The sequence below is a fragment of the Plantibacter sp. CFBP 8804 genome (assembly GCF_014841225.1).
GTDB classification, from domain to species: Bacteria; Actinomycetota; Actinomycetes; order Actinomycetales; family Microbacteriaceae; genus Plantibacter; species Plantibacter auratus.
Genome location: NZ_JACYTU010000002.1, coordinates 296,100 through 315,596, shown reverse-complemented (window position 1 = coordinate 315,596; position 19,497 = coordinate 296,100). Strand labels below are relative to the sequence as shown.

Here is a 19,497-nt window from a genome sequence, read left to right as displayed (position 1 = left end):
ACTAGGCTGGCGACACCTACGGCGTAGGTATTTCATGGAGGTTCGATGTCGGTCAAGCACGGTCTGCTCGCGATCCTCGCGCTCGGCGACGACTACGGGTACCGTCTGCGCGGTGAGTTCGACCGGCGGACGACACCCGACACACCGCTCAACGTCGGCCAGGCCTATGCGACCCTCGATCGTCTCGAGCGGGACAGGCTCGTCGAGCGGGCCGCCGTGGATGCGCAGGGGCATGTCTTCTACCGCATCACCGCCGACGGGCGCGACGTCCTCGAACGCTGGTGGGCGACACCCGTCGCGGCCAGCGCTTCGCGAGACGAACTCCCGAACAAGGTCGCCCTCGCGGCGTCACTCGACGGCGTCGACGTGTTCGGGGTCATCGCCGTCCAACGCGCGTGGGCGCTCGATCTCGTGCAGCAGCTCGACGAGGATCTGTCGACGCTCCCCCCGACGCCGCAGGGTGACATCGCGTGGATCGGGCTCGAAGCCAGACGGCGACGCTCCCTGGCCGAGCTCGACTGGCTCGAGGTGACCTCGGCACGCCTGCGGGTACACGACGCCGTCTTCGACGTCGCCACCGACATGCCACGACGCGGCCGCCCGGCGAACCGGGCGACCGCGTCGGTCGGGGTGCAGGACGCTAGTTCGAGCCGTCCTCGAGGCTGATCACGCCGTAGTCCCAGCCCTTGCGGCGGTACACGACGCTCGCCCGCTCCGACGAGGCGTCGATGAACAGGAAGAAGTCGTGGCCGACGAGTTCCATGCGGTCGACGGCGTCCTCGACGCTCATCCACTCCGCGGGGAACTCCTTCGTGCGGATGACGACGGGCGAGTACGCCTCCTGCTCCTCGTCCTCGTGGGTCAGCGTCGCGACGCTGCCGGTCGCAACCTGCTCGAGCAGCTCCGGCGCGGCAGGCGTGATGTCGACGCCGCTGAACCCCTCGCTGCTGGCGGCGTGCAGGGAGGTGCGGTGCTTGCCGCGGTGCTCCTTCTTGCGGTCCTTCGAGCGGCGGACGCGCTCGAGCATCCGCGCGATCGCGAGATCGAAGGCCACGTACTTGTCGGAGCCGGTCGACTCCGCACGGACCAATGGTCCGGGGCCGACGAGCGTCAGCTCGACGCGGTCCTCGCCCTTGCGTCCGTTGGCGTCGTGATGGCGGGACACCTTGATGTCGAGCGACTGCGCCTGCTCGACCAGATGGGCGACCTTCTCCGCCTTCTCGGTCGCGTACTCGCGGAACCGATCGGTGATGCCGAGTCCAAGTCCGACGATGTTGATATCCACGTTCGACCTCCTCATCCGGCTGACCACCCGGTCCCGGGCGGTCCTTTCACGCCGTTCTGCAACCGTAGTGCCCGAGCCTGCGGAAGTCATCAGCGGTGTTCAGGGAACGTTCATCTTCCGGCCTCGTGACCCGCCGTCCGTTCACGGTCCGACCCTGGCGAGGGCCACGACGCCGACGACGAGGCCACCGCCGTCGTGCATCGCCCGGACCGCTTCCCCGACGGTGGCGCCCGTCGTGACGACGTCCTCCACGAGCAGGAAGCGGCGCCCGTCGAGCCGCCGTGGCGCGACCAGGGCATCGGCGAGGTTCTCGAGACGCTCCGCCCGGCCGAAGTCCCGCTGGTCGGCGGGCTCCCGCGCCCATCGCAGCGGGCGCGACGGTCTGGCGCCGAGCCGGCGCACGAGCTGCTCCACCGGGTGGAAGCCCCGATCGCGGGCGGCGCGTCGTCTGGCCGGGATCGTCGCGATCTCCGGCGAGACGCCGCCCATCGCCCGGCTCGCCTCGAGCACGGCGGACCGGAACGCCGGTTCGAGTGCGGCGGCCAGCGGTCGGACGAGGCCGGTCCGGGCATCCTCCTTGTAGGCGAGGAGGATGGCGCCGACGAACTCGTCGTAGCGACGGGCGGCGAGACCGGGGGTACCGTCCGCACCGTTCCACCGCACGAGGAGGGCGTCGTCGTCGGGGGCCGCCGGTCGGACCAGACGCCCGCGGCAGTCGTCGCACAGCCCGCGGTCCGGCGCACCGCATCCGGCGCACGTGACCGGGACCACGAGGGCCCATGCGTCCAGGCAGGCCTCGCGGGCATGAGCGAGGGGCGTGCTTCGACTCGACGAGGATCGCATCATCCGATGGTCGCGCCCACGCGGCGCGTCCGGTGGCGCATCGTCCGAGACGCAGACGGCTTCGGCACTCCGAACGCGCTGTGGAGCGCATTCACTCAGTCGGGCGACCCCAGCTGGGTCGCGATGAACCGGACGTCGCTGCCCGCCTCCTGCCAGCTCGACCCACGGGGCAACAGCAGCCGACCGTCACTCGTGAGGGCCCGCAGTTGCGTCGGTCCGTTGCCCCCGACCAGGTTCGTGACGTCCGCGAGCTTCGGTACGGGCGCGGAGCGGCCGCCGATCTGTTGCGTGACGATCGTCGTCCCGTCACCGCCGCCCAGCAGGACGGCGACGGTGATGTCGTCTACCCAGGTGACGGTCGTCGCCTCCGTGGACATGACGCGGAGCTCGACGGGATCGCCGAGTCGCAACGGCGCGTTCCGGTCACCGCGGATGATCGCGGCGGCCACGAGCCGCGACTGCGTCCCGTCCCGGAGCAGCGCGACGAGGCGAGTACCCTCCCGGGACACCTGGATCGAATCGATCGTGGACGCGCCGGTCCAACTCGTCGCGACCTGCACCGTGCCACCCGCGGCGTCGTGCGCGAGCAGCGCGGACGGCGCCGCCGCCGGCACGGTCCAGGTGAAGCCGAACGGGTCCATCGTCGGCGGAAGGAGTCCCGGGCGGTTGTCGACGAGCCGGATGTCGCCGTCGGCCTGGATCACCGTGACACCGGCGGCGGAACGGACCGCGGCCTGGTCATGGTCGGCGGACAACACGGCCGCGTCGGCCCCGGCCGCCACGACCGCCGTCGAGATCCCCGGCACGGCCTCGAGCCGGTTCCCCGAGGCGAAGCCGAACTCGTCCCCGCGCTGGACGAGTGCCCGGGGGTCGACCCGCGGTGCGGCGAGCGACAGCGGCGAGACCGTCTGCGTGGAATTGCCGACGACGGTGATCGCGACGTTCGAGACGGCGGCCACCCCGCCGACGCTGCCGGACAGCTGCACGAGGCTGCTGCTCAGCTGGAGCTGCATCCGCTGGAGGGTGACCGCGTCCGCTTGCAGGGCCGGTTTGGTCAGGTCCACGCGCGCGGTCCCGGCCTCGACCGGAACGGCGTCGCTCGTGAGCGAGGTCCCCTCGGGGAACGCCGTCGCCACCGCGCCCTTCAGCCACTCCGCCGGTCCGTCGAGCAGCGCCCCCACGATCCTCGTCGCGGTCGACGCCCGCGAGGGGAACCAACGTTGGTCGGGGACGAGTCGGGTGAAACTCGGGTCGAAGTAGCTCAGTGAGTAGGCCGCGAAGACGTCGGCGAAGGTCGATGACTCGAGGACGATGCCCGGCGGAGCGGCCGCGATCCGCCACTCCCCCCGCACCTGCTCGAAGGAGTAGGTCCAGCTCAGTGGCGACGAGTTCCCCGATTCGCGGTACTCACCCCGGTCGTCGACCGCCGCGACGGGGCTGACGGTGAGTTGCACCGTGTCGGCGACCGGGGCGAACGTGCGGCCGCCCTGGTCGATGGTCACTCCGGCGTCGGGATCCCAGTCGGACCGGAGCGCGGGTGCGAGGAACTCGCGCGCGATCTCGTAGTTGTTCTGCGGGCTCGCGGCGGCGTCGATGAAGCCCCGGAGGATCTGCTCCGGCGTCGCCCCCTCGGCGGGACCCGGCGCGATGAAGTTGACGTCGACGTCGCCGCCGTCCCCCTCGACCGTTCCGCCGTCCTGCACGGAACCGCCCCGCGGGATGCCCACGCAGGCGCTGAGCACCACCACGAGGAGCATCGGCAGCGCCGCCGCAGCGATCCGACGTACTGCGGATCGTCGTCTCGGCGATCGTGCGGGGACGTCAACCACGAGCATCCTCCTTGTCGTCGTCCGCCGATCGCACGGTCGGGAGTGAGCGGGTCGTCGGCGCGGTGAGCTCGTCGACGATGGACTCGATCGCATCGTCGGGCGGCAGGCTGATGGGCGAGCGGACGATCTCCGTCCCGGGTTCGCGTGGGATGGTGAGGCGGAAGGACGAGCCGGCGGCGGGCTCCGACCAGACCTCCAGCCACCCCTCGTGCAGGACCGCGTCCTCGAGGGAGATCGCGAGTCCGAGCCCGGTGCCGCCGATGGTGCGCTTGCGGGACGGGTCCGCGCGCCAGAAGCGGTCGAACACGCGCTCGGTGGCCTCACGCGTCATGCCCTGGCCGTAGTCGCGTACCGCGATCGCGACCGAGGACTCGTTGCTGTCCACCGACACCACGATCGGTTTGCCCTCGCCGTGCTCGATGGCGTTGCCGACGAGGTTGCGCACGATCCGCCGGATCCGCCTCGGGTCCATCGGGACCGCCGAGTAACCACCCGGTGCGACGATCCGGAGGTCCGAACCGGTCGGCTCCGCGAGCGGTCGGAGCTCCTCCACGACCTCCTCCGCGAGATGGACGAGACTCGTCGGTTCCAGTTCGAGTTCGATGCTCCCGGCGTCGTAGCGGCTGATCTCCAGCAGATCGGCCAGCAGGATCTCGAACCGCCCGACCTGATCGTGGAGGAGCTCGGCCGTCCGCTCGGTGGCCGGTGGGAAGGAGTCGCGCTGGTCGTAGAGCACGTCGCCGGCCAGGCGGATGGTCGTCAGAGGTGTGCGCAGCTCGTGTGAGACGTCCGACACGAACCGCTGCTGCACGAGCGAGAGGTCCGCGAGTTCCTTGATCTGCTTCTGCATGCTGGCGGCCATCCCGTTGAAGGAGCGGGCGAGGATGGCGAGCTCGTCCTCGCCCTTCTCGGGCATCCGCACGTCCAGGTCGCCACCGGCCAGACGTTGACTCGTCTCGGCGGCGAACCGGATCGGTGTCGCGACGAAGCGGACGATGAACCACGCGGCACCACCGACGAGGATCATGAGGCCGACGCCCGCGAGGAAGAGGGTCCGTTGGACGAAGCCGAGCGTCTGCTCCGAGTCGCTCAGGTCGTAACCCAGGTAGATCTCGTATGACCCCGCGGTCGGCATCGACACCATGGAACCGACGACGATGCCGGCGGTGGTCGAGCCGTCGGCGGCCGTGAGGGTCACCGACTGCCACTGGAGGGTGTCCGGATCGGCCCGGACCGCCTCGCTGAGCGCGTCCGAGATGACGCCCCCTCCCAGCCCCGGCGACTCGAAGCCCGGAGGCGTGACCTGGCTGGGGTCCTGCCCGGGCGCCCGGTAGGCGGCGATGAGACTGCTGCCGGAGGTCGTCTGGAGATCGGTCCGCACGGTCCCCATGAGCTGCTGGAGGGCGACGCGCTCGCTGGCGTCCGACGCGTCGAGGATGCTCTGCGCGGACGCGATGGCACGACCGGAGCCGCCGAGCGCCTGCTGCAGTCGGGATTGGAAGAGATCGTTGCCGATGCTGAACGAGAGGTAGGCACCGGTCAGGAGGATGGCGAGTCCCGAGAGGCCGACCGTGATGGCGACCGTCCGGAACTGCAGCGAGCGCCGCCACTGCGAGCGCACCTGCTGCGGCCACCTCCGCCACAGCCGCCAGTCGGCCGCCCAGCCGGCGAGTCGGGAGGCCATGTCGGATCAGCCGGTGACCGCGCCGGCGCGGTATCCGACGCCACGCACCGTCATGACGATCTTCGGGTTGTCGGGGTCTTCCTCGACCTTCGCGCGGAGCCGCTGCACGTGGACGTTCACGAGTCGGGTGTCGGCCTTGTAGTGGTATCCCCAGACCTGTTCGAGCAGCATCTCGCGGGTGAACACCTGCTGGGGTTTGCTCGCCAGTGCGAGGAGGAGGTCGAACTCCAGCGGCGTGAGCCCGATGACCCCGTCGGCGCGACGGACCTCGTGGCCCGCGACGTCCACGGTGAGGTCGCCGATGCGGAGGGTCTCCGCGAGGTCGGCGGCCGGCGCGCGCAGCCGCGTGCGGATCCGGGCGACGAGCTCCTTCGGGTTGAACGGCTTCACCATGTAGTCGTCGGCGCCGGACTCGAGCCCCTTCACCACGTCCGCGGTGTCGGACTTCGCGGTCAGCATGATGACCGGGACACCGGACTCCTGACGGATCAGGCGGCACACCTCGATCCCGTCGATCCCCGGGAGCATGAGGTCGAGGAGGACGAGGTCGGGCTTGGTGTCGCGGAACGCCTGGAGCGCGCCGCCGCCGTCCGCACAGAACGACGGCTCGAAGCCCTCGGTGCGCAGCACGATGCCGATCATCTCGGCGAGTGCGGTGTCGTCGTCGACGACGAGAATGCGTGCGTTCATAGCTCCGTCTCGGGTGTGACCGGCCGGCCGCGCTGCCTGACCGGTGTCCTTACGTCTCGCCTCAGCGTAGTCGAAGTGTCCAGGAGAACCGCCGAACCGCCGGTCGCGGGCAGGCTCGGTGTGACAACATGGAGGGGTTCGAGACGGCGAGGGGGTGTTGCTGATGGACACGGAACAGCGAGCCGGGGGCGAGATGGGCGATCAGGATCCGAACCCGTGGGCGACGCCGCAGGGGCCACAGCAGCCGGTGGCGCCGGAGCAGGCGACACCGCAGCAGGGGTATCCACAGCAGCCCGGGTATCCGCCGCAGCAGGGATACCCGCAGCAGCCCGGGTACCCGCCGCAGGCGACGTACCCACAGCCGGGATACGGCCAGCAGCCGTATCCGCAGCAGGTCCCGCCCCAGTACACCCAGCCGTACCCCCAGGCTCAGCAGCCCGGGTACGGGACCCCTCCCTCGGCTCCGACCGCCGCCTACGACGCGAATCCGTATGCGATCGGCGCGCCCTGGGCCCCGGGTCCCCAGCAGGGCTGGGCACCACCGCCGAAGCCGGGGCTCATCCCGCTCCGGCCACTGTCCTTCAGCGACCTGTTCGGCGCGCCCTTCCTCGTGCTGCGACGCAACCCGAAGGCGACGTTCGGGAGCGCCCTCCTGCTGCAGGGTCTCACCGCCGTCCTCTCCCTCGTGATCGTCGGCGTCGTCACCTGGCTCTCGTTGAGCCGGCTGTCGCAGGCGGCCCCTGGCGAGGAGGACGCCATCAGCGCCGGGGCGATCACGGCCATCATCCTGTCCTTCCTCATCCCGGTGGCGGTCTCGATCGCCGGCAGCGCGATCCTGCAGGGCATCATCGCGCAAGAGGTCGCTCGCGGCACCCTCGGCGAGAAATTGCCGCTCGGCGTGCTCTGGCGGCGCACGAAGGCGCGCTTCCTGCCGCTCATCGGCTACACCTTCCTCCTGATCGGTGTCGTGACGGTGTTCATCGCCGTCGCGGTGGGCCTCGGATTCGTGCTGACCGGTCTCGGCGGGACCGCGGGCGTGGTTCTGACGGTGGTCATGGGCATCGGAGCGCTGCTCGTCCTGATCGCCGCTTCCGTGTGGCTCGGGACGAAGTTCTCCCTCACACCGAGCATCATCGTCCTCGAGAACGGCAAGGTCTTCCCCTCGCTCGCTCGCTCCTGGCGCCTGACCGACGGCTATTTCTGGCGGACCTTCGGCGTCCAGTTCCTCGTCTCCTCGGTCGTCAGTGTCGCGTCGCAGGTCGTCGCGACCCCGATCAGCCTGCTCGCGAGTCTCGTCCCCGTGCTGTTCGTCGGGGTGGACTCGGAGGCGACCATGATCGTCGCCACCATCGCCGCGCAGGGCCTGTCATTGCTCGTCTCCGTCATCATCGGCGCGATCACGGTCGTCGTCATCAGTGCCACGTCGGCGGTCATCTATGTGGACCTGCGGATGCGCAAGGAGGGGCTCGACCTCGACCTCGCGCGGTTCGTCGAGGCGCGCGCTGGCGGTCGCGAGACGGTCGACAACCCGTTCGACGCCGCCGCCGCCGGAGGCAAAGCGACCCGATGAGCCCGCTGTTCCTCGCGTCGCGCCTCGACGTCCCGCTCGTCCCGGATGCACCGGGCGCCCGGGACCTCCTGCAGCGCGAGCTGTCGAAGCCCGAGTATCAGACAGCGCAACCGTCGTTGTGGGACATCGTGTCGAAGGCGTTCTGGGACTGGGTGAACTCCCTCCGGGTGCCGGGTGAGGGCCCCTTCACCGGCCTGTTCCCGATCATCGCGATGACCGTGGTCGTCGTCGGGATCGTCATCGCGTTCATCGTGTGGGGCGTCCCCCGCCTCAACCGGCGGAGCGCCCGTCAGCTCGACCTCTTCGGCGAACGCGACGATCGGACCGCCGAGCGGTTGCGCCAGGACGCGAGGACCGCCGCCGCGGCCGGCGACTGGACCCTCGCGCTCCAGGAGCTGTATCGGGCGATCGCTCGCGGACTGTCCGAGCGGACGATCGTCGTGGTCACCCCCGGCACGACGGCGCACGGTTTCGCCGCCCGGGCGGCGGCCGCGTTCCCGCAGGACGGGCGCGCGCTCGCAGAGGCCGCGGACGTCTTCGACGCCGTCCGCTACCTCGAGGCGACGGGCACCGAGGCACAGTACCGGGAGCTCGAAGCGCTCGACGCCCGGCTCTCCGCCGCCGCGCCGCGGCTCCTCGCCGACCCCGAGGAGCTGGTCCGGTGACGCTCGCGACGAAGCCCACGGTGCAGCGGGAGCCCGAGCCCGACGTCGCCACACCACGGCTGCGGACCCGGCTGCGACGGAACCGGTTCTGGATCATCGCGGCGGTCTTCGCGGTCGGGATCGCCCTCGTGCTCATGTTCGCCACGCGGGGCGCATCGATCGACGCGGCGCTGCTCAGCCCCGGAAACCAGACCCCGAACGGCGGACGCGCGCTCGCGCAGGTGCTCCGTCAGGAGGGCGTCACCGTGACGGAGACCACCACGCTCGACGCGACGCTCGAGGCGGTCGAGGACACCGACAGCACCGTCCTCCTGTTCGATCCCAGCGGGCTGCTCGACGCCTCGCAGCTCGAGCGGTTGGGCGACACCGACGCCGGACTCGTCGTCGTCACCCCCCGGGCCGCGGCGCTCCGCACCCTGTTCCCCGGCGTCTCGTTCGCGGGCAGCTCGGACGCCACCGACGTCCTGTCGTCCGACTGCGGCGACCCCACCGCCGAGCGGGCGGGGACGGTCACCGGTGGCTGGACGCTGTACACGACCACCGACGCCGACGCCGAGGGCTGCTTCACGGCCGACAGCGGCGGGAGCGCGGTCGTGACACAGGCGGACGGCGCACGGGTGCTGCTCGGCTCGGCCGACGCACTGACGAACGACGTCGTCGACCGTGCGGGGAACGCCGCCCTCGCACTCGGCCTGCTCGGCTCGACCGAGCAGTTGGTCTGGTACCTGCCGAGCCTCGCCGACGTGCCCGTCACCGGCCCCCCGAGCCTCGACGCGCTGACGCCGAGCTGGGTCGCCGGAGTCACCGGCACCGTCATCATCACGGCGATCCTGGCCATGTTCTGGCGCGGGCGCCGCTTCGGCCCGCTCGTCATCGAGGACCTGCCCGTCGCGGTCCGCGCGAGCGAGACGATGGAGGGGCGCGCACGCCTCTACCAGAGGTCCGGCAACCGTCAGCGGGCGCTGGACGCGCTGCGGATCGGCACCGTGTCCCGCCTCGCGGTCGCCGCAGGCCTCTCGCGCCACGCCTCTGTCGTCGAGGTCGCGGACACGGTGGCCGGACTCACCGGACTCGACCCTCGACACGTGCGCTCCGTCCTCCTCGACGCCGTACCGACGAGCGACGCCGACCTCGTCTCCCTGTCCGATCACCTGCTCGATCTCGAAGCCGCCGTCGCGCGCGCCACGGACCTCACCGGAAGGAACCATCCATGACCGACGCCCCCGTGCCAGGATCCACCGCACCGAACCCCGACGACCTCCGGCGAGCACTCGCCCAGGTCCGCATCGAGGTCGGCAAGGCCGTGGTGGGTCAGGACGCCGCCGTCACCGGGCTCGTCATCGCGCTCCTCGCCAAGGGCCACGCGCTCCTCGAGGGTGTGCCCGGCGTCGCGAAGACGCTGCTCGTCCGATCGCTCAGCCATGCGCTCAGTCTGGACACGAAGCGTGTGCAGTTCACGCCCGACCTCATGCCCGGCGACGTCACGGGCTCCCTCGTCTACGACGCCAAGACCGGTGAGTTCGAGTTCCGCGAGGGTCCGGTGTTCACGAACATCCTGCTGGCCGACGAGATCAACCGAACGCCCCCGAAGACCCAGTCGGCCCTGCTGGAGGCGATGGAGGAGCGCCAGGTCAGCGTCGACGGCCGTTCGCTGCCACTTCCGGACCCGTTCATCGTGGCCGCCACGCAGAACCCGATCGAGTACGAGGGCACCTACACGCTCCCCGAGGCGCAGCTCGACCGCTTCCTGCTGAAGCTCGTCCTCGACGTGCCCGAACGCGACGTCGAGGTGGAGGTGCTCCGGCGGCACTCCGCCGGGTTCAGCCCGCGCGACCTCACGGCCGCGGGTGTCACCCCGGTCATGGGCGCGGCCGATCTGCGGGCGGCGCAGCTCGAGGTCGGACGCGTGGGTGCCAGCGCCGACGTCCTCGCCTACATCGTCGACCTCGCGCGCGCCACGCGGCGCAGCCCGTCCGTCCGGCTCGGGGTCAGCCCTCGAGGGACGACCGCCCTCCTCGCGTCGGCGAAGGCCTGGGCCTGGCTGAGCGGCTACCAGTCGATCACCCCCGACCACGTGCAGACGATGGTCCTCCCGGTGTGGCGCCACCGCATGCAGCTGCGGCCCGAGGCCGAGCTCGAGGGTGTCTCGGTCGACGCCATCCTGCGGTCGATCATGCAGCAGGTGCAGGTGCCCATCTAGATGGCCGTCACCGGGAGGTTCGTCGCGCTCGTCGCGTTCGGCATCGTGCCGATCGTGGTGCTCGGCGTGCTCACAGGCGATGCCGCTGCGGCGTTCATCGCGTGGCTCATCCTCGCCGCCGCGCTCGGAGCGCTCGACCTCGTGGTCGCCGGTTCGCCTCGCGACATCCTCCTGCAACGGCAGCTGCCGTCCCGGGTCAGGCTCGGTGACTCGGCCACGAGCACCCTCTTCCTGACGAACCGCGGAGGTCGCCGCGTCCGGGCGCTGGTGCGCGACGCCTGGCAGCCGTCCGCCGGCGCGCCCACCGCGCGGCTCCGCGTCGACCTCCCTCCCGGGGAGCGGCGGAGCGTCAGCCTGGAGCTCACCCCGTTCCGCCGGGGCGAGCGACGGGTGTCCCAGGTCACGGTGCGGTCGTTCGGCCCGCTCGGTCTCCTCGCACGACAGGCGACGCTGAACAGCGCCGGGCACCTCCGGGTCCTGCCGGCGTTCAACTCCCGGAAGCACCTCCCGAGCCGGATCGCACGCCTCCGCGAACTCGACGGCGCGACGAGCGTCATGGTCCGCGGTCAGGGCACCGAGTTCGACTCCCTCCGCGAATACGTGCGAGGTGACGACGTCCGTTCGATCGACTGGCGTGCCACGGCACGACGCGGCGACGTCATGATCCGCACCTGGCGGCCCGAGCGTGACCGCCGGGTCGTCATCGTCACCGACACCGGCCGCACCTCCGCTGCTCGCATCGCCGATGAGCCGCGCATCGACACGGCGTTCGAAGCCGCGCTCCTGCTGGCCGCGCTCGCCACGACAGCCGGGGACCGCATCGACTATCTCGCCTACGACCGTCGGGTGCGTGGTCGCGTCCAGGGCGCGACCGGTGCCGAACTCCTCTCGAGGATGGTCGACGCGATGGCGCTCGTCGACCCGGAACTCATCGAGACCGACTGGGACGCGGTCCCCGGCCAGGTCAGACAGATCACGAACCAGCGCGCTCTCGTCGTCCTGCAGACCTCGATCGACGCCCCGGGGGCCGCGCGCGGGCTCCTCGCCGTCCTCCCCCAGCTCACGCAGCGCCACACGGTGGTCGTGACGAGCGTCGTCGACCCGGCGACCCTCGAGGCCACGCGCGACCGCGGCGACCGCGAGACCGTGTACCGCGCCGCTGCGGCCGAACGCGCCCTGCTCGACATCGAACGCGTGTCGGCGGCGATCAGACAGCTCGGGGCCGACGTGGTCACCGGTTCGCCGGAGACCCTGCCCCCGGCGCTCGCCGACGCCTACATCGCGCTCAAGGCCTCCGGTCGGCTCTAGCCCGATCGGTCGGGTCCCTCCGCGTGACGGCGGGACCCGGGAGGACGGATCAGCGGCCCTTGCGCTTCTTGCGGCGTTCCCGGGCGAGCTCCTCCTGCTTGGCCTTCCGCGCGGCGAGCTGGGCGCCTCGGCTCGTCCCGGCGGCGGTGCCCTGGGTCGAACCGGCCTTCGGCTTCTTCCGTCGTCTCGCAGCCTGCTGCGGTGCAGGAGCGGCGGCCTGCTCGGTCGGGGCGGACCGTCGCGAGCTGTTGGCCGTGCGTCCGCGCACGATGCCGATGAACTCCTCCACGGCTTCGTCCTCGCGGTCCTGCGGCCAGACCAGCACGACCGGGATCGATGGAAGACCGACGATCGGACGGTACTCCACGTCCTTCCGCTGGTGCAGTCGCGCGACCGACTGCGGGACCACGACGATCCCGACCTCGGACGCGGCCAGTTCGACCGCTGCCTCCGGGTCGTCGGTCAACGGGGCCGCCGGGGCGTCGAACCCGAGTACGGCGGCACGTTCGGCCCATTCGAGGACGAGCGGCGTCATGATCAGCTGCTCGTCGGTGAGCGCGGCCATCCCGACCGTGTCCTCGGCTCCGAGGGCAGCGCCCTTGGCGAAGACGACGACGGGGAGCTCCTCGAACAGGGAGATCGTGTTCAGCCCGTCCTGGTCGATCGGGACCCGGGCGAGCACGACGTCCGCCGCACCGGAGGCCAGGACCGCTCGCTGCTCGTCGAGGTCCACTCGGATCAGGCGGAGTTCGTCCTCCGGACGGCGCTCGCTCCAGATGCGCGCCCACTTCCCCGGGTTCACACCGCGCGCGTAGGCGACGGTCAGCGCCGGCGGGACGATCTCCGGCACCGTGTCGGCACCGATCCCGTCGTCGCCGACCTCGATCCCGTCGACCTGGTCGTCCTGCCTGTCCATCGAAGCCTCCACTGCTCGGCTTGCCACACTACTGCAGCTCAGTCGACGGGTGATCCGGCCGGTTGGGCGAGGACACCGCAGCGAGGTACGCTGAGCGGATGGGTGCGAGCGAACAGATCATGAAACCGGCGACCGCGGCGAAGAAGCTCGGGGTCTACCTGCCGGCGACCCCGGCGTCGTTCCAGGAGGAGCCGATCACGCGGTCGGCGTTCCTCGAACTGCAGGCGAACCCGACGGACTGGCTCGTCGAGCTCCGCAAGAACGGACCGCACCCGCGCGACGTCGTCGCCCGCAAGCTGGGCGTATCGACCTCCGGTCTGGCTCGCGCCGAGATCACCGAGGCGTTGACCACCGAACAGATCCAGGAGCTCCTCCGCACGCTGCCCGCCTGGCTCGTGCAGGAGCGCGCCGTCCATGCTGAGGTGAACGCCGAGAACGCCCGGGTCAACGCCAGGAACGCCGAGCGCCGCGCACGATCCGAAGCCGGCGAGTAGCCGTCAGCCGGCGACGATCCGCTTCGCGCCGGCCTCGAACTCAGCCAGGTCGCCCCGCTCCCCCGAGCGGTACGCGCGACCGCCCCACCAGCACATGTAGGTCAGGAACGCGGCGAGCGCTCCCCCGCCGATGAGCATCTTGACCGCCCACGGCCACGGTGCCGGCGTCACGAAGCCCTCGACGAGCCCCGAGACGAAGAGCACGATCACCAGCCCGATGGCGATCGTGAACAGCGCTCGGCCCTCCTCGGCAAGCGCCTGGCCCCTCGTCCGTGGCCCCGGTGCCACCCAGGCCCAGAAGATGCGGAGACCCGCCGCCGCCGCGACGAATACCGCCGTGAGCTCGAGCATGCCGTGCGGGAGGATGTACTCGAAGAACACGTCGCCCTTGCCGTAGGCGAACATCACCCCTGCGGCCTGCCCGACCCCCTGGGCGTTGGTGACGATGATGTACGGGACCCAGACACCGCTGATGCCGAACGCGACGCATTGCGCTGCGATCCACGCGTTGTTGGTCCACACCTGACCGGCGAAGCTCGCCGCCGGGTTGTTGGAGTAGTAGGCGACGAAGTCGTCCTCGACGTACTGCTTGAGCTGGGCGTCGGTACCGAGGTTCGCGAGGACCTGCGGGTTGCCGGCGATCCACACGGCGTAGAGGGTCGCGATGACGACCGTCGCGACCGCGACGGCGAGGGTCACCCACCGGACCCGGTAGAGCGCGGCCGGCAGCGCCAGGACGAAGAACCGCGGGACACTCGACAACACGTTCGCGCTGGCGCCGGTGAACCGGAGGCGCGCCCGCGACAGCGAGACCGAGAGGCGGTCTCCGACGAGGGTCGATCCGGCCGTCGTCTTGATCGCGGAGAGCTGGGTCGCTCCGGCCTGGTAGCGGTCGATCAGCTCATCGGCCTCCGGCCCGCTGAAGAACCGTTGCTTGCCGAGCGCGTCGAGGCGGTCCCATTCCTGACGGTGGGCTGCGGAGTAGGCGTCGAGGTCCATCGCAGCCATGCTACGCGTTGGTGGCGCTCCATGGCCGGTCCCCCGCGCATCTGCTTGAATGGAGCACATGTCCGAACCGGCCCGGGTCCCGCTGCACGAGACGACGCTGGACGACGGCACCGAGCTGATCACCGGCGAGGCGGTCGCCCTCGACGTGCGGCCCACCGGATTCATCCTGCGCGCGGCGGGCGCCATCATCGACTACGTGGTGTCGATCCTCGTGTTCGTCGGCCTCATGCTCGCGATGTTCTCCTGGATCCTGTCCGGGGTCGCCATGGACACCGCGATGTTCACCGCCATCGTGCTCGGCCTGACGGTGCTCTGTCTCGTCGTCCTGCCGGCAGCGGTCGAGATCGCCACCCGCGGACGGTCGCTCGGCAGACTCGTGGTCGGTGCCCGCATCGTCCGAGACGACGGGGGTGCACCCGGCTTCCGGCACGCGTTCATCCGTGCCCTCACCGGGTACTTCGAGATCTACGCCACAGCCGGCGGCATCGCCGCACTCACCGGCCTGCTCAGTGCTCGCTCGAAGCGTCTGGGCGACGTGCTCGCCGGGACCTACAGCCAACGTGAGCGTCTGCCGCGGGTGGTGGAGCCCGTCGCGATGATCCCGCCGCAGCTCGCCGCCTGGGCCGGCGGCGCCGACGTGGCCCGACTGCCCGACCCGCTGGCGCGGCGCGTCACCCAGTTCCTCAAGCAGGCCGGATCGCTCACCCCGGCCACGAGGACCCGATTGGCGGCCGAACTCGCGGCAGAGGTGTCCCGATTCGTGTCGCCCCTGCCGATCGCTCCGCCGGAGGCGTTCCTCGTCGGGGTCTCCGTCATCCGCCGGGAGCGCGAGTACCAGGCCCAGCTCGCGGCCCGTCAGCGCCTGTCACTCCTCCAGCCGGTGCTGAGCGGTCAGCCGCACCGGTTCCCCGACCGCTGAGGCGGGGAACCGGCGGCACCGCCTAGTAGCGGTAGTGGTCGACCTTGTACGGGCCCTCGACCGGCACGCCGATGTAGTCGGCCTGCTCGCCCGTGAGCGTCGTCAGCTGCACGCCGAGCGCGTCGAGGTGCAGGCGTGCGACCTTCTCGTCGAGGTGCTTCGGCAGCACGTACACGCCGATCGGGTACTCCTCGATCCGCGTCCAGAGCTCGAGCTGTGCGAGCACCTGGTTCGTGAACGAGTTGCTCATCACGAACGAGGGGTGCCCCGTCGCGTTCCCGAGGTTCATGAGGCGTCCCTCGCTGAGCACGAGGACGCTGCGCCCCGTGGGGAGGCGCCACTCGTGGACCTGGGGCTTGATCTCGATCTTCTCGGCCCCCTCGAGCGCCTCGAGCGAGGCCATGTCGATCTCGTTGTCGAAGTGCCCGACGTTCGAGACGATCGCGAGGTGCTTGAGCGCGAGGATGTGATCGAGGGTGACGACGTTGAAGTTGCCGGTGCACGTCACGATGATGTCGACCTGGTCGGCGACGCTCTCGAGGGTCGCGACCTGGAAGCCGTCCATCGACGCCTGGAGGGCGCAGATCGGGTCGACCTCGGAGACGATGACCCGAGCGCCCTGGCCGCGGAGGGCCTCGGCCGCGCCCTTGCCGACGTCGCCGTAGCCCGCGACGAAGACGACCTTGCCACCGATGAGCACGTCGGTCGCGCGGTTGAGGCCGTCCGGCAGCGAGTGCCGGATGCCGTACTTGTTGTCGAACTTGCTCTTCGTGACCGAGTCGTTCACGTTGATCGCGGGGAACAGCAGTTCACCCTGCTTCGCCAGCTCGTAGAGGCGGTGGACACCGGTGGTGGTCTCCTCGGTCACGCCGAGGATGTCGGCGGCGACCTTCGTCCAACGGTCGCTGCTGCCGGCGAGCGAGCGACGGAGCACGTCGAGGACGATGCTGTACTCGTGGCTGTCGGCGTCCGTCGTGTCGGGGACCGCTCCCGCCAGCTCGAACCGACGGCCCTGGTGGACGAGCATGCTCGCGTCGCCACCGTCGTCGAGGATGAGGTTGGGGCCGGTCCACTCGGCGCCGGCCGTGGCCGCCTCGGTCGACCAGTCGAAGATCTGCTCGGTGCACCACCAGTACTCTTCGAGCGTCTCGCCCTTCCAGGCGAAGACCGGCACACCGGCCGGTGCCTCGACGGTCCCGTGCGGACCGACGGCGACGGCGGCCGCCGCCTCGTCCTGGGTCGAGAAGATGTTGCAGCTCGCCCAGCGGACCTGGGCACCGAGCGCGACGAGCGTCTCGATGAGCACCGCGGTCTGCACCGTCATGTGCAGCGAACCGGCGATACGGGCGCCGGCGAGGGGCTGGCTCGCGCCGAACTCCTCGCGGAGGGCCATCAGGCCGGGCATCTCGTTCTCGGCGAGGCGGAGTTGGTGTCGGCCGGCCTCGGCGAGCGACAGGTCGGCCACCTTGTAGGGCAGGGTGGTCGTGGGGGCAGACGGTGCGGAAGAACTCATGACGCCATTCTCGCAGACCGTCACGCGTCGTGGACCTTCATGTCGGCCCCGAGATCGGCACGGCGCGGTGGAATGCCGCTGGTCAGGAGCCGTAGCCGACGTCGCCGAGGACGCTGTGCTTCACGACGCTCCAGCCCTGCGGCACGCTCAGCCGCACGGCGTGGATGGAGCACAGGTCGTAGCTGTGCGGGCTCTTCTCGATGCTCAGCGGTCCGAGGACGGCCATCGAGTCACGGTAGTCGTAGGTCAGCGTCGCCACGGGATCGCGCGAGCAGCCGACCTTCGAACACATCCTGTCCACCATTTGCCCCAGCGTAGCCCGCGGGCGACGGCGGCACCGTCCGGCTCGCCGGTCGAGCGGGTCTGAACCGGGCCGCCGACGACACCTAGACTGGACGCATGGCGCTGGCTGACGAGGAGACGCGAGGCGCCCTCTCGCGCCGCCGATCACGGCACGGTCGCAACGGTCGTTCGAGCGTCGTCGGACCGGACGTTCCACCGATCGACACTCGCATCGACCAGTTCGACCTGACGGTCGCCACCACCGCCGACTACCTCCGCGGAGCCTGGCCCGCCGAACTCGCCGACGTCCGGTTCGAGGTCGGCGCGATGCCCGCGCAGAACTCCGGGACGGACGGCGTCGACCGTTGGTTCGTCGACCGAGCACGCCGACGGATCATCCTGTACCGGTTGCCCATCCAGCGGATGAGCAAGCTCCACCGGAACGACGAGCTGCATCAGCGCATGATGGTGGAGAGCTGCGTGTTCCGCGCCGTCGCCGAGCTCCTCGGAAAGGACCCCTGGGACCTCGGGCCGGAACGCTACCGGTTCCTCTGACCCGAGGCCGCCGCGGTCAGCGCGGGTAGACGCTGATCGGTGCCGCCAGCGGGTTCGGCGGTGTGACCGGCAGCGACGTGAGCCGCCCCGCCGCAGAGAGACTGATCGAGGCGTGGAGGCCGTCGGCCCCGGCGAGGACGTAGCTCTGACCGGCGCCGACGCCGATCGTCACCGCCGCTCCGGCTCCGACCTTCGTCGTGGTCTCCTTGCCGTCAGCCCCCGTCAGCGTGAGTTCGGCCTCGGAGCCAGACGGGTTGAAGACGTGGAGCTTCTGCCCCGGCCCGGTGGGGACCGTGAAGGCTGCGGTGTCGTCGAGAGCGGGTGTCGCTCCGAACCAGGCGAAGTCCTCGAGCGTTCCGCCGCGCGAGTTCGTCCTGGCCGCCGCGACCACGGGTCGGGTCGAGGTGACCTCCAGCGAGAACTCACCGGCCGGGAGTTCGGCGAGCGCGATCTCACCGGGAACTCCCGGCTGGATGGTCGCGTCGATGACGATCGGCTCGTCTTTCGCGTTCTCTCGGGTGGCGGTGATGACGACGTCGGCGGGCTCGGATCCCGGCGCGAACAGTCTGAGGGCCGTCGCCCGGTCGTCGACGGACGCCGTGTCGGAGCTCGCCCCGGCGGCCGCCGGGGCCGTGACGACGACGCCCGGGATCACGAGGTCGGTCGACGGCGACGCGGTCGGCCCCTGGACCTCGACACCACCGGGGGTCAGGACGCGGACCGTGCTCTGCTGGAGCGCGGCCACCACCTGGCCGCCCTCGCTCGTCACGTGCACGACCGGGGTCGGCTCGTTGGGTGCGAGGCCGGTGAGGGCGATCACCCGCTGCGTGCCGGTGGCGACGACGATCCCGGCGGCACCCGGAGCGTCGATCCGCCCGGCGGCGCCGAAGACCTCGAGGGTCACGTTCGCATCGACGGCCGACGGATTGCTCAGGAGGACCAGCGTGGTGCGACCGATGTCACTCGATCCGCCGACGAGCCAGCTCTCGGCCGATGCCGGCGTGCAGGCGGCGGCGGCCAGGCCGGCGACCTCGGCTTCGGCGGCGATCTGCGACTGCGCACCGCTCAGGGGCGTCACCGTCCCGTCGGTCGCGCCGGGGACGGTGATCACCGTGGGTCCGCCGTCCGCCGCGCCGCTCGTGTTGTCGGGTGCGGCGAGCTCACTCGTCGTGGGCGTCACCCCGTTCGCTCCGAAGTCGACACTCGCCGGGCCGAAGGAGCCGGCTGCCGTCGCGGCTGTCGCGTCCTGGGCCAGGGCGAGCAGCGGCCCCGGGCACACGACCGACTGGTCGCCGGCCACCGGGGTGACTCGGATGTCCTGAGGGGCGATCTCCACCGTCGGGAGGGGCAGCTGCCCGGCCGCTGCGATCGTGACCGCGGCGATCCCGATCCCGACGAGGCCGGTGACGATCCGACCGGAGGTGATGGCGACTCCGCGCTTACTGGGCATGCGGCTGCTCCGTTCCCGGGGTGTCCCGGCGGGTGGTGTCGGGATCCGGCGTCGTCTCGGTCGAGTCGCTCGGATCCGGATCTGGCACGGCGGCATCGCGCGCGGCGACCGCCGGTTCGTCGGGGACCTGGTCGGCTGTGGTGTTCGCGTCCGCGTCGGCGTCTGGAGTCGACCCGGTCACGTCGCGGTCCGTGTCGACGGTGTCGTCCGTGACCGGCACGGTTCCATCGCGAGCGACGGTGTCGTCGGCCGACCCGGTGTCGACGGTCGATGCACGGTCGTCGAC

Annotated in this window: 19 protein-coding genes; 9 read left to right on the top strand and 10 right to left on the bottom strand. The window is 70.9% G+C overall.

Annotated features, from left to right (window positions below):
* Positions 1–45: 45 nt before the first annotated feature.
* A complete protein-coding gene (locus IFU11_RS06845) occupies positions 46–666 on the top strand; it encodes a PadR family transcriptional regulator (RefSeq protein WP_124769637.1) in 621 nt (206 codons plus the stop codon).
* Here IFU11_RS06845 and hpf read toward each other — a convergent pair.
* The 5 genes from hpf to mtrA form a co-directional block, all read right to left on the bottom strand.
* Entirely contained in the window at positions 641–1,285 is a 645-nt protein-coding gene (gene hpf / locus IFU11_RS06840; protein WP_064295235.1) for a ribosome hibernation-promoting factor, HPF/YfiA family, read from the bottom strand. The genes IFU11_RS06845 and hpf overlap by 26 nt on opposite strands.
* 141 nt (positions 1,286–1,426) lie before the next feature.
* Positions 1,427–2,128, bottom strand: coding sequence for a ComF family protein (locus IFU11_RS06835; protein ID WP_164486962.1), 702 nt, complete (start codon positions 2,126–2,128; stop codon positions 1,427–1,429).
* A 95-nt stretch (positions 2,129–2,223) separates the two neighbouring features.
* Complete coding sequence (locus tag IFU11_RS06830) at positions 2,224–3,957, bottom strand: LpqB family beta-propeller domain-containing protein (protein WP_159879333.1); 1,734 nt, start codon at positions 3,955–3,957, stop codon at positions 2,224–2,226.
* Positions 3,950–5,641, bottom strand: a complete 1,692-nt coding sequence (gene mtrB / locus IFU11_RS06825; protein WP_079707256.1) for an MtrAB system histidine kinase MtrB — start codon at positions 5,639–5,641, stop codon at positions 3,950–3,952. The genes IFU11_RS06830 and mtrB overlap by 8 nt, the downstream gene beginning before the upstream one ends.
* 6 nt (positions 5,642–5,647) lie before the next feature.
* Positions 5,648–6,331, bottom strand: coding sequence for an MtrAB system response regulator MtrA (gene mtrA / locus IFU11_RS06820; protein WP_064295232.1), 684 nt, complete (start codon positions 6,329–6,331; stop codon positions 5,648–5,650).
* Positions 6,332–6,494: 163 nt separating this feature from the next.
* Between mtrA and IFU11_RS06815 the strand changes: the two genes are divergently transcribed.
* The 5 genes from IFU11_RS06815 to IFU11_RS06795 are packed head-to-tail and all read left to right on the top strand — an operon-like array spanning position 6,495 to position 12,074.
* Positions 6,495–7,901: a hypothetical protein gene (locus tag IFU11_RS06815; RefSeq protein ID WP_192018529.1), complete on the top strand. Its 1,407-nt coding sequence runs from the start codon at positions 6,495–6,497 to the stop codon at positions 7,899–7,901.
* Positions 7,898–8,566 (top strand): DUF4129 domain-containing protein, encoded by a 669-nt coding sequence (locus tag IFU11_RS06810; RefSeq protein WP_086474019.1) that lies wholly within the window; start codon positions 7,898–7,900, stop codon positions 8,564–8,566. The genes IFU11_RS06815 and IFU11_RS06810 overlap by 4 nt, the downstream gene beginning before the upstream one ends.
* Positions 8,563–9,780, top strand: coding sequence for a DUF4350 domain-containing protein (locus IFU11_RS06805; RefSeq protein WP_192018528.1), 1,218 nt, complete (start codon positions 8,563–8,565; stop codon positions 9,778–9,780). Before IFU11_RS06810 ends, IFU11_RS06805 begins: the two co-directional genes overlap by 4 nt.
* On the top strand, positions 9,777–10,766 hold the full coding sequence (locus IFU11_RS06800) for an AAA family ATPase (RefSeq protein WP_192018527.1): 990 nt from the start codon (positions 9,777–9,779) through the stop codon (positions 10,764–10,766). The genes IFU11_RS06805 and IFU11_RS06800 overlap by 4 nt, the downstream gene beginning before the upstream one ends.
* Entirely contained in the window at positions 10,767–12,074 is a 1,308-nt protein-coding gene (locus tag IFU11_RS06795) for a DUF58 domain-containing protein (RefSeq protein ID WP_192018526.1), read from the top strand.
* Positions 12,075–12,123: 49 nt separating this feature from the next.
* Here IFU11_RS06795 and IFU11_RS06790 read toward each other — a convergent pair whose 3' ends face one another.
* A complete protein-coding gene (locus IFU11_RS06790) occupies positions 12,124–12,990 on the bottom strand; it encodes a LysR family substrate-binding domain-containing protein (protein WP_192018525.1) in 867 nt (288 codons plus the stop codon).
* Between the two features lie 98 nt (positions 12,991–13,088).
* Between IFU11_RS06790 and IFU11_RS06785 the strand changes: the two genes are divergently transcribed.
* Positions 13,089–13,484, top strand: coding sequence for a DUF5997 family protein (locus tag IFU11_RS06785; protein ID WP_192018524.1), 396 nt, complete (start codon positions 13,089–13,091; stop codon positions 13,482–13,484).
* Between the two features lie 3 nt (positions 13,485–13,487).
* On the opposite strand, the gene IFU11_RS06780 is transcribed toward IFU11_RS06785, so the two are convergent.
* Positions 13,488–14,483, bottom strand: a complete 996-nt coding sequence (locus IFU11_RS06780; RefSeq protein ID WP_079707261.1) for a stage II sporulation protein M — start codon at positions 14,481–14,483, stop codon at positions 13,488–13,490.
* Between the two features lie 67 nt (positions 14,484–14,550).
* Between IFU11_RS06780 and IFU11_RS06775 the strand changes: the two genes are divergently transcribed.
* Positions 14,551–15,411, top strand: a complete 861-nt coding sequence (locus IFU11_RS06775) for an RDD family protein (protein WP_085513390.1) — start codon at positions 14,551–14,553, stop codon at positions 15,409–15,411.
* 22 nt (positions 15,412–15,433) lie between these two features.
* Here the strand turns inward: IFU11_RS06775 and ahcY are convergent, their stop codons facing one another.
* Positions 15,434–16,924 carry an adenosylhomocysteinase gene (ahcY, locus tag IFU11_RS06770; protein WP_121292048.1) on the bottom strand — a complete coding sequence of 497 codons (1,491 nt, stop codon included), beginning with the start codon at positions 16,922–16,924 and terminating at the stop codon, positions 15,434–15,436.
* 82 nt (positions 16,925–17,006) lie between these two features.
* Complete coding sequence (locus IFU11_RS06765) at positions 17,007–17,216, bottom strand: DUF3499 family protein (protein WP_371742734.1); 210 nt, start codon at positions 17,214–17,216, stop codon at positions 17,007–17,009.
* Between the two features lie 107 nt (positions 17,217–17,323).
* Between IFU11_RS06765 and IFU11_RS06760 the strand changes: the two genes are divergently transcribed.
* Positions 17,324–17,761, top strand: coding sequence for a metallopeptidase family protein (locus IFU11_RS06760; protein ID WP_192018522.1), 438 nt, complete (start codon positions 17,324–17,326; stop codon positions 17,759–17,761).
* 16 nt (positions 17,762–17,777) lie between these two features.
* Here the strand turns inward: IFU11_RS06760 and IFU11_RS06755 are convergent, their stop codons facing one another.
* A complete protein-coding gene (locus IFU11_RS06755) occupies positions 17,778–19,211 on the bottom strand; it encodes a DUF5719 family protein (protein WP_192018521.1) in 1,434 nt (477 codons plus the stop codon).
* Positions 19,212–19,497: the final 286 nt, after the last annotated feature.